This is a genomic window from Dickeya sp. MK7, assembly GCF_000406305.1.
GTDB classification, from domain to species: Bacteria; Pseudomonadota; Gammaproteobacteria; order Enterobacterales; family Enterobacteriaceae; genus Dickeya; species Dickeya fangzhongdai.
This window is the reverse complement of sequence record NZ_CM001984.1, coordinates 3,155,958-3,171,281: the sequence shown is the minus strand read 5'-3', so window position 1 is coordinate 3,171,281 and position 15,324 is coordinate 3,155,958. Positions and strand designations below refer to the sequence as shown.

General features: G+C 51.2%; 16 protein-coding genes. 13 read left to right on the top strand and 3 right to left on the bottom strand.

Annotation, left to right across the window (positions count from 1 at the left end; all coding sequences use genetic code 11):
- Positions 1–7 precede the first annotated feature (7 nt).
- The 10 genes from cheA (at position 8) to DXXMK7_RS13605 (ending at position 11,979) form a co-directional block, all read left to right on the top strand.
- Entirely contained in the window at positions 8–2,035 is a 2,028-nt protein-coding gene (gene cheA / locus DXXMK7_RS13650) for a chemotaxis protein CheA (protein ID WP_193745956.1), read from the top strand.
- A 35-nt stretch (positions 2,036–2,070) separates the two neighbouring features.
- The gene (cheW, locus tag DXXMK7_RS13645; protein WP_013318523.1) at positions 2,071–2,568 is read left to right on the top strand and encodes a chemotaxis protein CheW; all 498 of its coding nucleotides are present in this window, start codon (positions 2,071–2,073) and stop codon (positions 2,566–2,568) included.
- A 117-nt stretch (positions 2,569–2,685) separates the two neighbouring features.
- Positions 2,686–4,389 (top strand): methyl-accepting chemotaxis protein, encoded by a 1,704-nt coding sequence (locus DXXMK7_RS13640; RefSeq protein WP_038919579.1) that lies wholly within the window; start codon positions 2,686–2,688, stop codon positions 4,387–4,389.
- 707 nt (positions 4,390–5,096) lie between these two features.
- Positions 5,097–5,969: a protein-glutamate O-methyltransferase CheR gene (cheR, locus tag DXXMK7_RS13635; protein ID WP_038919578.1), complete on the top strand. Its 873-nt coding sequence runs from the start codon at positions 5,097–5,099 to the stop codon at positions 5,967–5,969.
- Positions 5,969–7,021 (top strand): chemotaxis response regulator protein-glutamate methylesterase, encoded by a 1,053-nt coding sequence (locus tag DXXMK7_RS13630; protein ID WP_013318520.1) that lies wholly within the window; start codon positions 5,969–5,971, stop codon positions 7,019–7,021. Before cheR ends, DXXMK7_RS13630 begins: the two co-directional genes overlap by 1 nt.
- 34 nt (positions 7,022–7,055) lie before the next feature.
- Positions 7,056–7,445 (top strand): chemotaxis response regulator CheY, encoded by a 390-nt coding sequence (gene cheY, locus DXXMK7_RS13625; protein ID WP_013318519.1) that lies wholly within the window; start codon positions 7,056–7,058, stop codon positions 7,443–7,445.
- A gap of 9 nt (positions 7,446–7,454) precedes the next feature.
- Positions 7,455–8,099, top strand: a complete 645-nt coding sequence (cheZ, locus tag DXXMK7_RS13620; RefSeq protein ID WP_013318518.1) for a protein phosphatase CheZ — start codon at positions 7,455–7,457, stop codon at positions 8,097–8,099.
- Positions 8,100–8,325: 226 nt separating this feature from the next.
- On the top strand, positions 8,326–9,477 hold the full coding sequence (gene flhB, locus DXXMK7_RS13615; RefSeq protein ID WP_038919577.1) for a flagellar biosynthesis protein FlhB: 1,152 nt from the start codon (positions 8,326–8,328) through the stop codon (positions 9,475–9,477).
- Positions 9,470–11,557 carry a flagellar biosynthesis protein FlhA gene (flhA, locus tag DXXMK7_RS13610; protein WP_038919576.1) on the top strand — a complete coding sequence of 696 codons (2,088 nt, stop codon included), beginning with the start codon at positions 9,470–9,472 and terminating at the stop codon, positions 11,555–11,557. The genes flhB and flhA overlap by 8 nt, the downstream gene beginning before the upstream one ends.
- Positions 11,557–11,979, top strand: a complete 423-nt coding sequence (locus tag DXXMK7_RS13605; RefSeq protein WP_038919574.1) for a flagellar protein FlhE — start codon at positions 11,557–11,559, stop codon at positions 11,977–11,979. The genes flhA and DXXMK7_RS13605 overlap by 1 nt, the downstream gene beginning before the upstream one ends.
- 70 nt (positions 11,980–12,049) lie before the next feature.
- On the opposite strand, the gene DXXMK7_RS13600 is transcribed toward DXXMK7_RS13605, so the two are convergent.
- From DXXMK7_RS13600 to flgA, 3 genes are all read right to left on the bottom strand, one after another.
- Positions 12,050–12,487 carry a flagella synthesis protein FlgN gene (locus tag DXXMK7_RS13600; RefSeq protein ID WP_038919573.1) on the bottom strand — a complete coding sequence of 146 codons (438 nt, stop codon included), beginning with the start codon at positions 12,485–12,487 and terminating at the stop codon, positions 12,050–12,052.
- 4 nt (positions 12,488–12,491) lie between these two features.
- The gene (gene flgM / locus DXXMK7_RS13595; RefSeq protein WP_038667902.1) at positions 12,492–12,791 is read right to left on the bottom strand and encodes a flagellar biosynthesis anti-sigma factor FlgM; all 300 of its coding nucleotides are present in this window, start codon (positions 12,789–12,791) and stop codon (positions 12,492–12,494) included.
- Positions 12,792–12,935: 144 nt separating this feature from the next.
- Positions 12,936–13,604, bottom strand: a complete 669-nt coding sequence (gene flgA / locus DXXMK7_RS13590) for a flagellar basal body P-ring formation chaperone FlgA (protein ID WP_038919572.1) — start codon at positions 13,602–13,604, stop codon at positions 12,936–12,938.
- Positions 13,605–13,770: 166 nt separating this feature from the next.
- Here flgA and flgB point away from each other — a divergent pair, with 166 nt between their 5' ends.
- Genes flgB through flgD form a run of 3 tightly spaced genes read left to right on the top strand, consistent with a single transcriptional unit; the run spans position 13,771 to position 15,312 of the window.
- Positions 13,771–14,190, top strand: a complete 420-nt coding sequence (gene flgB / locus DXXMK7_RS13585; protein ID WP_033567706.1) for a flagellar basal body rod protein FlgB — start codon at positions 13,771–13,773, stop codon at positions 14,188–14,190.
- A 33-nt stretch (positions 14,191–14,223) separates the two neighbouring features.
- The gene (gene flgC / locus DXXMK7_RS13580) at positions 14,224–14,628 is read left to right on the top strand and encodes a flagellar basal body rod protein FlgC (RefSeq protein WP_038919571.1); all 405 of its coding nucleotides are present in this window, start codon (positions 14,224–14,226) and stop codon (positions 14,626–14,628) included.
- Between the two features lie 12 nt (positions 14,629–14,640).
- Positions 14,641–15,312 (top strand): flagellar hook assembly protein FlgD, encoded by a 672-nt coding sequence (gene flgD, locus DXXMK7_RS13575; protein ID WP_038919570.1) that lies wholly within the window; start codon positions 14,641–14,643, stop codon positions 15,310–15,312.
- The last annotated feature ends 12 nt before the right edge of the window (positions 15,313–15,324 follow it).

Sequence of the window (15,324 nt, the reverse complement as noted above, 5' to 3'; positions counted from 1 at the left end):
CATGGACATGAGTGCTTTTTATCAAACATTCTTTGATGAAGCAGATGAATTGTTGGCGGACATGGAGCAACATTTATTGCAACTTGATCCGTTAGCGCCCGATACGGAACAGATGAATGCCATATTTCGCGCTGCTCACTCGATTAAAGGGGGCGCGGGAACGTTCGGTTTCACGGTATTGCAGGAAACCACACACATATTAGAAAACCTGTTGGATGGTGCCAGACGCGGTGAAATGCGATTGAGCACTGATATCATCAACCTGTTTTTGGAAACCAAAGATATCATGCAGGATCAGTTGGATGCTTACAAAACCTCGCAAGAGCCCAACGCCGAAAGCTTTGAGTATATCTGTCAGGCTCTGCGCCAGCTTGCTCTGGAGTCCAAAGATGATGGTGCTGCCGGAGCGGCCTCTGTCAAGGTAAATGCTGAACAACCGGTTTCCGCGTCCCCTACGCCGGCTTCCGCCGGTGGTCATTCGGGATTGCGTATTGCCCTTACCAACCTGAAAGAGTCAGATATTCCTCAGTTGCTTGAAGAATTGGGGAATCTGGGTACGGTAAAAGATACGGCGCAGACCAGCAACAGTGTTGAGTTAACGCTGGAAACGTCAGCCAGTGAAGATGACATCAGCGCTGTGCTGTGTTTTGTGCTGGAGCCGGACCAAATCAACTTCAAATCTGCCGCTCAGGCAGCGCCAGCCGACGCTGCTCCGCCTGTTGCTGCGGTGGTCGAGCCGACTGAGCCTGCGCCAGTTGCCCCCGTTCAGCCTGCTGCGCCAGTGGCGGCTGCACCGGCGGCCAAGCCTGCAGGCGGCAATGATGCAGCCAAAGGCAGACAAAAAGCCGGTGACACCAGTATCCGTGTAGCGGTGGAAAAAGTTGACCAGCTCATTAACCTGGTTGGTGAACTGGTGATTACTCAATCCATGCTGGCTCAGCGCTCCAGTGCGCTGGACCCGGTCGCTCATGGCGACCTGCTTAATAGCATGGGGCAGTTGGAAAGAAACGCGCGTGACCTGCAAGAGTCCGTGATGTCGATCCGTATGATGCCGATGGAATATGTATTCAGCCGTTTCCCGCGTCTGGTTCGCGACCTGGCCGCCAAGCTGGGCAAAGAAGTTGAACTGACCCAGTTGGGAAGTTCAACCGAGCTGGATAAGAGCCTGATCGAACGTATTATTGACCCGTTGACGCACCTTGTACGTAACAGTCTGGACCATGGTATCGAGTCACCGGAAAAACGTATTGAAGCGGGCAAATCGGCTGTCGGAAACCTGACGCTGTCTGCGGAACATCAGGGCGGCAATATCTGTATCGAAGTGATTGACGACGGTGCGGGTCTGAATCGTGAACGTATCCTGGCCAAAGCCCTGTCCCAGGGGATGGCGGTGAGCGATAGCATGACTGACGAAGAAGTCGGTATGCTGATTTTTGCTCCCGGTTTTTCTACTGCCGAAAAAGTGACCGATGTGTCGGGTCGTGGCGTGGGCATGGATGTGGTGAAACGAAATATCCAGGAGATGGGCGGGCATGTTGAAATTCATTTCGTGAAAGGTAAGGGAACCACCATCCGCATTCTTCTGCCGTTGACGCTGGCGATCCTGGATGGCATGTCGGTCAAGGTCAATAGTGATGTATTTATCCTGCCGCTTAACGCGGTTATGGAGTCTCTGCAGCCGCAGGCCGAGGATTTGTATCCTCTGGCTGGAGGAGAGCGTGTGCTGCAGGTCCGTGGCGAATATCTGCCACTGGTTGAGCTGTATCAGGTATTCGATGTCGCCGGAGCAAAAACGGATGCCACTCAGGGTATCGTTGTTATCCTGCAAAGTGCCGGCCGTCGTTATGCCTTGCTGGTTGACCAGTTGATTGGTCAGCATCAGGTTGTTGTGAAGAACCTGGAAAGCAATTATCGCAAGGTGCCAGGCGTTTCAGCCGCAACTATTTTGGGTGATGGTAGCGTAGCGCTGATTGTGGATGTTTCTGCGTTGCAGGCGCTTTATCGGGAAAAGCGTGTGGTTGAAACCGCAGCTTAACAGCAAATTACAGCTATAGATTAAAGGTGAGAAACATGACTGGACTTGCAAATGTCACAAAATTAGCAGGCGAGACAGTAGGTCAGGAATTTTTGATTTTCACGCTGGGTGACGAAGAGTACGGCGTGGACATTTTGAAGGTTCAAGAGATTCGCGGTTACGATCAGGTCACTCGTATTGCCAACACGCCGAGCTTTATTAAAGGTGTTACCAACCTTCGCGGCGTCATCGTGCCGATCGTCGATTTGCGCATCAAGTTCATGCAGCAGGAAGTCGACTATGATGACAATACGGTCGTCATTGTTTTGAATCTGGGACAGCGTGTAGTGGGCATCGTGGTTGATGGCGTGTCTGACGTGTTGTCACTGACTGCTGATCAAATTCGTCCGGCGCCGGAGTTCGCGGTGACCCTGTCGACGGAATACCTCACCGGACTGGGTTCTCTGGGCGAGCGTATGCTGATTCTGGTTGATATTGAGAAGCTACTCAGTAGCGAGGAAATGGCGCTGGTTGATAGCGTCATGAAGGTTTAATAAACCAGCCATATTGGGCCACTTCGGTGGCCCATGTCATTTGATACCCTCAATCTCTGGAATTCAAAAGTTATAGAGATGCACAAGCATCAATGATCGTTGTTATTAAGGCTTAATATGCTGAATCGTGTAAAAGTTGTTTCCGGGATCGTTATCGTTCTTGGACTATTCATTGCTCTTCAAATCATTTCTGGTGGGTTATTTTTTAATGCACTGAAGTCGGACAGAGATATCTTCACGACGACACGAATTATTAATCAGCAGAAATCAGAACTGGAATCTACCTGGTCTTATTTATTGCAGACTCGTAACACGTTGAACCGTGCAGGAACACGTTATGCCATGGACGCATCAGGCGGGGCATCTGGCGGCGTATCAGCCAAGGAGCTGATTGAACTAGCGAAAAAACAGCTGGTTATCGCCAACACTCACTTCGCCAACTATGAAAAGATCCCTTATACCAATCAGCAGGATCCGGCTGTAGCTCAAGTGGTGAAAGATAATTACACCACGTTGAACAGCGCGTTAAGCGAACTGATTGTTTTTATCTCTAACGGTAGGCTGAAGGAGTTTTTTGATCAGCCGACTCAAAGTTTTCAGGACAAGTTCGAGAAGGCCTATTATTCTTACAAAGAATCTTACGACAAAGTCTATGCTAATGCCGTAGAGGAAAATAATTCGGCTTATTCAACGGCATTATGGTTGCTGATATCGGTAGCGATACTGGTTGTCGTGATGGCGCTGCTTGTTTGGCTGGGTATCAATCGTTCACTTATTCAGCCATTGACCAATCTTATTGAACATATCCGGCATATGGCGAAAGGCGACCTGACTACCCGGATTGATTTCCATGGTACGAACGAAATGGGGATTCTGGCGGATAGCCTGCGCCATATGCAGACTGAGTTCTTTACGACGGTCAGTGCGGTTCGGCTGGGAGCAGAAGCCATTTATACCGGCGCATCGGAAATCAGCGCTGGCAATAGTGATCTGTCGTCACGAACCGAACAGCAGGCTGCGGCGCTGGAAGAAACTGCGGCCAGCATGGAGCAGTTGACATCCACCGTGAAACAGAACGCCGAGAATGCGCGTCAGGCAAGCCAACTGGCGTTGAGCGCCTCCGAAACAGCGCAGAAAGGCGGCAAGGTTGTCGATAACGTGGTGAAAACCATGCATAACATTGCTGGCAGTTCGCAGAAGATTGCTGATATCACCAGCGTGATCGACGGTATCGCTTTTCAGACCAATATCCTGGCGCTGAACGCTGCTGTTGAAGCGGCCAGAGCCGGAGAGCAGGGAAGAGGCTTTGCTGTTGTGGCAGGCGAGGTGCGTAACCTGGCCCAACGCAGCGCTCAAGCGGCAAAAGAGATTAAATCTCTGATTGAGGATTCGGTAAATCGGGTTGAAGAAGGTTCCGTACTGGTCGAAAGTGCCGGGGAAACCATGGGCGAGATCGTCGGTGCCGTCACGCGCGTTACTGACATCATGGGCGAAATTGCTTCTGCGTCTGAGGAGCAAAGCCGCGGTATCGATCAGGTTGGCCTGGCGGTGACCGAGATGGACCGCGTTACCCAACAGAACGCCTCGCTGGTGGAAGAATCTGCCTCTGCGGCGAATGCGCTTGAAGAGCAGGTTCGGGTACTGAATCAGGCAGTGGCCGTATTCCGTTTGTCGGATGCTACGGTGGCGGCCGGACGCCCCGCTGCGATTGCCTCACGGGCGCCGGTTTCCAAACCGGTTCTCCTGGCAACGCCGGCTTCCGCAGAGAAAGAGAAAAAGGCCAGAGCCAGTAAAACCACCGATAACTGGGAAACCTTTTAATCGCTGAATCGGATGGGCCAGGTTATCGGCCCATCCGATAAATAGACAAGCAATAATGAAAATTTATCCTGAGCAACAATAGCAATGCTGAGTATAGATTTTCATCTGATGATTTTTGCAGCTTTCTTTTTTCTCACTAATGAAAGTTGCATCACGGAACAAAAAAATGGCAGGGAGACGCTATATTGGATGATGTTTACTTAAGATATTTTTAAGGGATTCTGTGCCTTAATGTTACGCAGCCGGTATTGATACGGCTGTGGTTTTGAGACAAAGGTTGCAGTTTTAATTTTTGTTACCGTTATGACGCTTCTTTAGTTAAAGAAAGGTTTAATACGGCCGATTGATATAAGTAATGCCAACTGTATAGGCGTATTTTAACGGCATTCTGGGCGTGATTGTCAGTCAGATGCGGCTGCTCGCACTCAGAAGCGTATGGCGACGATAAGGGTTGCATTATTTTTCGGTGAGCAATCTTCACGATGAACAATGCCGAAAAGGCATCAATGTAAACCATCGCATGATTACCGCCATTAATCCGTCGGAGAAGGGCTGATAAAAGCATGCTTCCCGCTGGTATTCTGGGTGGTATCCGGTTCATCGCATAAGAAGATGCCGGAGATTAAAGCATGAGACCTGTAATAGCTATAATGGGAAGTCTGATTGGAAAACAATAAAATCATCTATCCATTTTCGGGCGGTCAGATATGAAAAATACACCATCGCCAAATCGTTCAGGTTCTACATCTATTTTGAGTCAGATGGTTGAACGGTTGCCGCTGTCTGATGTTCATTTCCGAAGAATCAGCCAGCTTATCTATCAGCGCGCCGGCATCGTGCTGGCCGATCATAAACGTGAGATGGTCTACAACCGTCTGGTCAGACGGCTGCGTTTACTGGGAATCAACGATTTTGGTCAGTACCTTGCTTTGCTGGAATCGGACCCGAACAGTGCCGAATGGCAGGCATTTATTAATGCGTTAACGACCAATCTGACGGCGTTTTTTCGTGAGGCGCACCATTTCCCCATTCTTGCCGAGCACGCCCGTAAACGGCCCGGAGGGTACAGCATCTGGTGTACCGCTGCGTCTACGGGAGAAGAGCCTTACTCATTGGCGATGACTCTGGCTGAAGTCTATGGCGACCGTGCCAGTAACTGTCAGATCATAGCCAGCGATATTGATACACAGGTTTTAGAGAAAGCGTCTGCCGGCATTTACCGGCAGGAAGATCTGCGTTCGCTTTCTCCACAGCAGATGCAGCGTTTCTTTTTGCGGGGAACCGGGCCGCACAGCGGGTTGGTCCGTGTTCGGCCGGACCTGGCGAACATGATACATTTTCAGCAAGTGAATTTGTTGGCTCCCGAGTGGTCTCTGCCAGCGCCTTTTGATGCGATCTTTTGTCGTAACGTAATGATTTATTTTGATAAAGAGACCCAGGATCGCATTTTGCGTCGTTTTGTTCCGCTGCTTAAACCGGGCGGATTATTGTTTGCCGGGCATTCAGAGAACTTCAGTCAGATCAGTCGGGAATTTTACCTGCGCGGGCAGACTGTTTATGGGCTGGCTAAGGAAAGATAATGAGCAAAATAAAAGTATTATGTGTTGATGATTCTGCGCTAATGCGTCAGATCATGACCGAAATCATTAATAGTCATCCCGATATGGAGGTGGTTGCCACTGCACCTGACCCTTTAGTGGCGCGTGATTTAATCAAGAAGTTCAATCCGCAGGTGTTGACGCTCGATGTGGAAATGCCGCGTATGGATGGCCTTGATTTTCTTGAAAAATTAATGCGACTTCGTCCAATGCCGGTGGTGATGGTGTCTTCGCTGACCGGTAAAGGTTCGGAAATTACTTTGCGGGCGCTTGAGCTCGGGGCGATCGATTTTGTTACCAAGCCTCAGTTGGGCATTCGCGAAGGGATGTTGGCATACAGTGAACTGATCGCGGAAAAAATCCGTATGGCTGCCAAGGCGCGTTTGCCCCAGCGCAACGCGGCGCCTGCGCCTACGGTGTTGATCCCCAGTACACCGTTGCTTAGTAGTGAAAAACTGATCGCAATTGGCGCCTCAACCGGCGGCACCGAGGCGATCAGGCATGTCTTACAGCCGTTGCCGCCGACCAGCCCGGCGTTGCTGATTACTCAGCATATGCCGCCGGGATTTACCAAGTCTTTCGCTGAGCGGTTAAATAAACTGTGTCAGATTACAGTGAAAGAGGCCGAAGACGGTGAACGTGTCCTGCCGGGGCATGCGTATATCGCGCCTGGTGCTCGCCATCTTGAGCTGGCGCGTAGCGGTGCGAACTATCAGGTAAAATTGCATGATGGCCCGCCGGTTAATCGTCATCGTCCTTCTGTTGACGTACTGTTCCACTCTGTTGCACAGTACGCCGGGCGAAATGCGGTAGGAGTAATCCTAACTGGCATGGGAAATGATGGGGCCGCGGGAATGCTGGAACTTCATAAAGCGGGGGCGTATACGATCGCGCAAAATGAAGCCAGCTGTGTGGTATTCGGTATGCCGCGAGAGGCTATTGCACTCGGTGGTGTCGATGAGGTGGTGGATTTGCACCAGGTGAGTCAGCGGATGCTGGCACAAGTTTCTGCCGGACAGGCATTACGTATATAGCAGCTCCGGGTGAGCAATAATATTAGGAGTAGGTATGGCTGATAAAGAACTCAGATTTTTAGTAGTGGATGATTTTTCGACGATGCGTCGTATTGTTCGAAATCTACTAAAAGAGCTGGGCTTCAACAATGTGGAAGAAGCGGAAGATGGCGCTGATGCTCTGAACAAGCTCCGTTCAGGCGGTTTCGATTTTGTCATTTCTGACTGGAACATGCCTAATATGGACGGACTTGAGCTGTTGCAGGCTATCCGTGCCGATGGCACGCTTTCCAAGCTTCCCGTTCTGATGGTAACCGCTGAGGCAAAGAAAGAGAATATTATTGCTGCAGCACAGGCTGGTGCCAGTGGTTATGTTGTTAAACCGTTTACTGCCGCTACGCTTGAAGAAAAACTGAGTAAGATTTTCGAAAAGCTTGGTATGTAAGGAGATGCCATGAATCCACATCCGATGCCCATTAACGATCATGCGTCTGCCACAGAGATTATTTCTCGTATCGGGCAACTGACACGCATGCTGCGTGATAGCCTGAAAGAGCTTGGTTTGGATCAGGCGATCACTGAAGCGGCGGAAGCGATTCCAGATGCTCGCGATCGTCTTGATTATGTAGTCCAGATGACCGCACAAGCGGCAGAGCGCGCATTGAGCTGTGTTGAAGCAGCCCAGCCTCGTCAGAATCAACTGGAAGAAGAATCCAAATCCCTGAAGGTTCGCTGGGATCAGTGGTTTGAGAATCCGATTGAATTGTCGGAGGCGCGTGAGTTGGTTACCGATACGCGCAATTACCTTGAATCCGTCCCAGACCATACTGCGTTTACCAATGCTCAGTTGCTGGAGATCATGATGGCTCAGGATTTCCAGGATTTAACCGGGCAAGTGATTAAGCGCATGATGGATGTTGTTCAGGAAATTGAAAAACAACTGTTGATGGTCTTGCTGGAAAACATTCCGGAAAAACCGTCTGAAACCCGTCGTGCGAATGAAGGCCTGCTTAATGGGCCTCAGGTTGATAAAACCGCTGCAGGTATTGTTTCTAACCAGGATCAGGTTGATGACCTGTTGGATAGCCTGGGTTTCTGATTTTTCCCCGACACCCATTGCATCCGTATGAGTGGGCATCGTGGCGTAAGGTATGTGGATGTTTACGATCGGGCGTGTCCCGATCGTAAATTCCTGCGCCCCGTCTTATGCAATAAAATAAATAGCCGCTTATTTTCTCCTTTTTTCTACCCATCATGATTTGCCGGATTTGTCATGCTAGCGGTGTATAACTTTATGTCAGCGGGCATTAACAGGAGCGGCTGTAGTGGCAGACGATAGCGATCTGGAGAAAACAGAAGCTCCCACCCCCCAACGAACGGAAAAAGCCCGAGAAGAAGGTCAGATTCCCCGATCGCGAGAATTGACGTCGGTGCTTATGTTGATCGCCGGCCTGGCGATTTTGTGGGGAAGCGGCTCCGGCATGGCAGCCAGACTGACTGATATGATGGCCAAAGGATTAATATTTGACCATAACTTCATCAGCGACGAGCGGTTAATTATTTCCCATGTCGGTTCGTTGATCGAGCAGGCGGTGATGGCGCTTGTCCCTATCTTATTCGGTCTGGTGCTGGTTGCCCTGGCAGCGCCGATATTGCTGGGGGGACTGATTTTTAGCACCAAGGCGATTAGCTTCGATTTTGGTAAAATGAATCCGCTATCTGGGTTGAAACGTATGTTTTCAACCCATGTACTGGCCGAATTATTTAAAGCCATCCTCAAAGCCGTCATTGTCGGCTGCATTACTTTCTGGTTTCTCAAGCACAACTGGAATAGCATGCTGCACCTTGTGTCTGAGCCATTGGGGATCGCGATAAAAGATGCGCTGAACATTGCCTTCCTGTGCTGCTTCTGGGTGATCCTGGGGCTCTTTCCCATGGTGGCTTTTGACGTGGGCTGGCAGATATGGAGCCATATTAAGCGGTTGCGTATGAGCAAGCAGGAAATCCGCGACGAATACAAAGAACACGAAGGGGATCCGCATATCAAGGGCCGCATTCGCCAGCAGCAGCGGGCGATGGCCCAGCGTCGAATGATGGCGGATGTACCGAAAGCGGATGTGATTGTTACCAACCCGACCCACTATGCCGTGGCACTGAAGTATGATGAGAAGAAAATGCATGCGCCCAAGGTATTGGCCAAAGGCACCAATCAGATAGCGCAGCGCATTCGCGAATTGGGAGCAGAGCATCGTATCCCGATTCTGGAAGCACCGCCGCTGGCACGCGCCCTTTACCGTCATACTGAGATTGGGCATCACATTCCCACCGGATTATACGCCGCAGTCGCTGAAGTGCTTTCCTGGGTCTACCAGCTCAAGCGCTGGAAACGTGAAGGCGGTTTGATACCGCGTAAACCTAAAAACTTACCTGTGCCGGATGCACTGGATTTTGCTAAAGAGAAAACAACCGATGGCTAATCTGGCCTCTTTGCTTCGCCTACCAGGCAATATGAAAGGTTCCCAATGGCAGATCCTGGCAGGACCTGTTCTGATATTGCTCATCTTGTCGATGATGGTTCTGCCGTTGCCACCGTTTGTTCTGGACTTGTTGTTTACGTTTAACATCGCACTGTCCATTATGGTGCTGCTGGTCGCCATGTTTACCCAGCGCACACTCGATTTTGCTGCCTTTCCTACCATTCTGCTGTTTTCCACGCTGTTGCGTCTGTCGCTCAACGTGGCATCGACTCGTGTCATTTTGATGGACGGGCATACCGGCGCCGGCGCCGCCGGGCGTGTGGTTGAAGCCTTCGGCCACTTCCTGGTGGGCGGTAATTTTGCCATCGGTATTGTGGTGTTCATTATCCTGGTGCTGATCAACTTTATGGTTATCACGAAGGGTGCCGGCCGTATCGCTGAAGTTGGCGCGCGCTTTACGTTGGACGGTATGCCAGGTAAGCAAATGGCGATTGACGCCGACCTGAATGCCGGTTTGATTGGTGAGGATGAGGCCAAGAAACGGCGTTCTGAAGTGACCCAGGAGGCGGATTTCTACGGGTCCATGGATGGTGCCAGTAAGTTCGTGCGGGGGGACGCCATCGCCGGGCTGATGATTATGGCCATCAACATCATCGGCGGGTTGCTGGTAGGGGTGGTTCAGCATGATATGGTGCTGGGACAGGCGGTTGAGAACTACACCCTGTTGACTATCGGTGATGGTCTGGTGGCGCAAATACCAGCTCTGGTGATTTCAACCGCGGCCGGTGTGATCGTGACTCGAGTCAGTACCGATCAGGATGTTGGTCAGCAGATGGTGACCCAGCTGTTCAATAACCCGCGTGTCATGGTCTTGAGCGCCGGGGTGTTGGGCTTGGTCGGTTTGGTCCCCGGCATGCCTAACTTCGTTTTCCTACTTTTCACCAGCGCGTTGTTAGGGCTGGCCTGGTGGATGCGGAAAGGGGAAAGCAAAGCGGAGTTTGCAGCGAATGAAGCCGCGGCTGCGGCGCCTGTTACACCGCAGGTGGTGGAGGCCAGTTGGTCTGATGTGCAACTGGAGGACCCGCTCGGTATGGAAGTCGGGTACCGCTTAATTCCGATGGTCGACTTTCAGCAAAATGGCGAGTTGCTCGGGCGTATTCGTAGTATCAGAAAGAAATTTGCTCAGGAAATGGGTTTTCTACCCCCGGTCGTGCACATTAGGGACAATCTGGATCTGCAGCCAGCCAGCTATCGTATTCTGATGAAAGGGGTCGAAATCGGCAGCGGTGAAGCCCATCCGGGACGCTGGATGGCGATCAATCCCGGCAATGCAGTAGGTACCTTGCCAGGTGATTTGACTAAAGATCCCGCTTTTGGCCTGCCGGCGATCTGGATTGAAAGTGCGCTGAAAGAGCAGGCGCAAACACAGGGATATACCGTAGTTGAGGCCAGTACGGTCGTGGCTACGCACCTGAACCATTTACTCAGCCTGCATGCCAGTGAGCTGTTCGGCCGTCAGGAAGCGCAGCAATTGATGGACCGCGTGTCTCAGGAAATGCCGAAGCTGACCGAAGACTTTATTCCGGGCGTAGTGACCTTAACGACGCTGCACAAGGTGCTGCAGAATCTGTTAAGTGAACAGGTTTCGATTCGGGACATGCGCACGGTTATTGAAACACTGGCCGAGCACGCGCCGGTGCAAACCGATCCCTATGAGCTGACTACCGCGGTGCGTATTGCGTTGGGGCGGGCTATCACGCAGCAGTGGTTCCCGGGCGATACGGAGCTGCAGGTTATTGGCTTGGACAGTGCGCTGGAGCGTTTGCTGTTACAGGCGCTTCAGGGCGGCGGTGGTCTGGAACCCGGATTGAGCGACAGACTGCTGGAACAGGCAAAACAGGCATTGCAGCGACAGGAAATGCTGGGAGCACCGCCGGTGTTGCTGGTTAACCACGCACTGCGCGGATTATTGTCACGTTTCCTGCGCCGCAGCCTGCCGCAAATTGCCGTATTGTCGAACCTCGAGATCAGCGATAGCCGGCAGATCAGAATGACGTCGATGATTGGTGAGTCTTCCTGATGAAGAACATGTTGATAGTCGGTCTTTTTAGTTTAGCGACAGGGGCGTTTTCATTTAGCGCCCACGCTCAACAAGGCGGGTGGAATACAAGCCTGACTGGGCCATCATTTCAATACAAGGGCATGCTGGCCTCTTCGCCTGCGTTGCTTCCTCCCCCTGGGTTGGGCGTAACGGCCGCCCAATCCGTGACGGTAATCTACTGGCGATATCAACTGAAATCGCCAGCGCCGATAGATCTTGCCGTCAAGCTCTGCGCCGCTAATCGTTGTATCAATCTGGATGGCGCCAGCGGGCAAACTCGCGGATTGCAGGGCGTACCCGCCAACAGCGAGTTCAGGATGTTGTTCTATGTGCCTGGAAGCGGGCGGATGGCTACGTCGGTGGATGTGGTATCTAATGAAATATCAGTGAACTATAAATAGTGCATTGAAATTATATGTGCTGATATTTCTACGACAAGATGCGCGAGTAAGCCGACTGGTTTAGTCCAAATCAGATACTGATTCGTCGGCCAGAAATAGAATTGCTTCGAGATTGACCGTCCGGTCCGTACAGAGACTGTGCGTGACGAGGTTTCAATACCGCCAGCGCTTTTTCGTTGTGATCGAGATGATAACCAAGCAGTAAGCCGTTATGCTGGTTTTTATCGCGCAAAGATTCACTTAACGCGGTGATCTGTTGCCAGGTTTGTTCCAGGGTCGCATGGCTAGAGTAAGGCGCTTTTACTCGCAACACTGATTCTCCCTGCAGGCGAATTTTATCCAAATGCTGGATAGTCGATAACAGAGAGCCCTTTTTATCGGTAATCACTTGCAGAGCTGGCCCATCAACATGGCCTGCACAAAGCAACAACTGCTCATCAGACAGCACAACTTCGAGTTCACGCATGTTGAACAGCAGTTGCTCCAGCAGCTTTACAAGTTTTTCCATAGGGTTAGTCGCCTGCGATTAAGTCCTGAGCATCTTTAATTAATGCATCAGCAATTTTACCGACGTTCATTTTTAATGAACCGTCACGAATAGCCTGCTTCAGGGTTTCTACGCGCTGCATATCGATGTCCTGCGACGACGGTTGCATCAGCTTGGACTGCGCATCGCTCAGTTTAACCTGAGTACCGGTCACACCGCTTTGCTGCCCGGTTTCTTCCTTCCGCTTCAATTTTGCTACGTCGCCGGTATCCCGGGGTTGAACCTGGCTTACCGGTTTGACTGACTGGGTCCGATCAATGCTCATGGTAGTGTGCTCGTGTCATGAAAAGTATAAATGATGATAATCAATGAGATAGCTAACACCATCTAAAACTGGCATTTATTTAACCAGTATATCATCAGCGACTATGTACATCATATCGGCAGCATTGAGCATTACTTTAGCAAATTATTGTGAGATCAGAATAATCCCATCGTCGGTTGCGATGCCTGATACGACCTGCCCTGAAGCCGTGCGTGCTCTGGCAGATTGGCCCGAAGCCGCATTGTTCATCGCCTTTCCTTCGCTGCGTACGTTAAAACCATCCCCCTGGGCCAGAATCTGCACGTTTTGCCCAGCGCGGATCACCCAGGGTTTTCTAATCATCACCTGGGTGATGGGCTGGCCTGGGGCGATATCCCGCAGCGCCACCGCGCCCTGGGCCTCTTCCGGGGTGAACAAGGCGCGGGGAGGGAGTTGATCGATCCTGCCGCGGATGGTTCGAATATCGCCGGACGTCAGTTCTGTTCCCCGGCTGACCGGAGCCGCAGCGACCACATAGTTTCCAGTAACCTGCACTTCGACCTGAACGAAACGCCGTTCTTGGCTACAGCGAACCGATACTGAAAGATTGCCCCACATTTTGGCATTCCCCGGCAGTGAAATCTGCGGATTTTCACAAACGGGCCATTGGGCTTCAGGCGTCTTTACCACCACATTAATCGTATTGGACGAGCCTTTAAAATTATCCGAAAAAAAGCGGGAAATTTGTGATGCAAGATCGGCAGCATTCACCAGTACCGGGGCAAACAAGATACCCAACATCGATAACTGTATGTATTTTCTGATATCCGGCATCAGTCTTACGCTCTCCAAAAACCGTTTAATTTCACGGTATCAGTGTAACGGTACTTGCTTACAGTTAAGGCAATAAATAGCGCTTCATTTTATGTCTATTCTTGCGATGATTTTTACAGGATGAGAATTATCCTACCAGCACTAAAGTTTAAATTGCGGAGGGAGCATGCTCGATAAATTGGATGCCGCGCTACGGTTTCAGCAAGAAGCATTGAATCTCCGTGCCCAGCGTCAGGAGATTTTGGCTGCCAATATAGCCAACGCGGATACTCCTGGTTATCAGGCGCGTGACATTGATTTTGCCAGCGAACTGAACAAAGTCATGGAGCAAGGGCGTGCCAGCGGCCAGTCAGTATCGCTGAGCCTGACGTCTGCACGACACATTCCCGCTCAGACAGTGCAACCGCCCGAACTTGATCTGCTCTACCGTGTCCCGACTCAGCCGGCTCTTGATGGCAACACGGTTGACATGGATCGCGAACGTACCAACTTCGCGGACAACAGTCTCAAGTATCAGAGCAGCCTGACGCTTATCGGCGGGCAGATTAAAGGGATGATGTCGGTACTTCAGTCCGGGTCATCATAACAGCATTGGCGACAGATATAAGGTTGATGTCTCATGTCGTTACTTAATATTTTCGATATTTCCGGCTCGGCGCTCTCTGCCCAGTCTCAACGCCTTAACGTTAGCGCCAGTAACCTGGCTAACGCCGACAGCGTTACGGGACCCGATGGTCAGCCCTATCGCGCCAAGCAGGTGGTTTTTGAGGTCGATGCTGCTCCGGGGCAGGCGACTGGCGGTGTGAAAGTCGCCAAAGTGGTCGAAGATCCTTCTCCGGAAAAACTGGTCTATCAGCCGGGAAATCCGCTGGCCGATGCCAAAGGCTATGTCCGCATGCCGAATGTGAATCCTGTCAATGAAATGGTTAACACCATTTCGGCGTCCCGAAGCTATCAGGCGAACGTGGAAGTATTGAATACCACAAAATCGATGATGCTGAAGACATTAACCATTGGTCAGTAATCTGGAGAATTCATGGCTACCACATCTTCTGTCAGTGACGTCCAAAGTACTACATCAACGACGTCGACATCGTCTGTCAGCGGAAGTACCAGTGCTGACTTACAGAATAGCTTCCTGACTCTGCTGGTTGCTCAGCTGAAAAATCAGGATCCGACCAACCCGATGGATAACAACCAGTTGGTCTCTCAGCTGGCTCAGTTAAACACGGTGAGCGGCATCGAGAAGCTGAACACCACACTGGGCTCCATTTCCACGCAAATCAACAGCAACCAGTCCATTCAGGCCGCCTCATTGATTGGTCACGGCGTGCTGGTGCCGGGCACCAAAGTGCTAGTCGGCAAGGAAACGACTACGCCGTTCGGCGTTGAGTTGGAAAATGCGGCGGAGAACGTGACCGTCAATATCACCGACAGTTCCGGCAAAGTGGTTCGCAGTATGGAACTGGGTTCATTGAGCGCCGGGGTTCATGCCTATTCCTGGGATGGCAAGGTCTCTGATGGTACGGCCGCACCAGATGGTGCTTATACAATTTCGGTTTCCGCTACCTCAAATGGTACTCAGCAGGTAGTAGAGGCTCTGAACTACGCGTACGTGAATGGCGTGGTCACCAATAGTAGTGGGGCATTACTGGACCTGGGCCTGAGCGGTCAGTCCACGCTGGATAATGTACGTCAGATTTTGTAGCAGTTACGGATA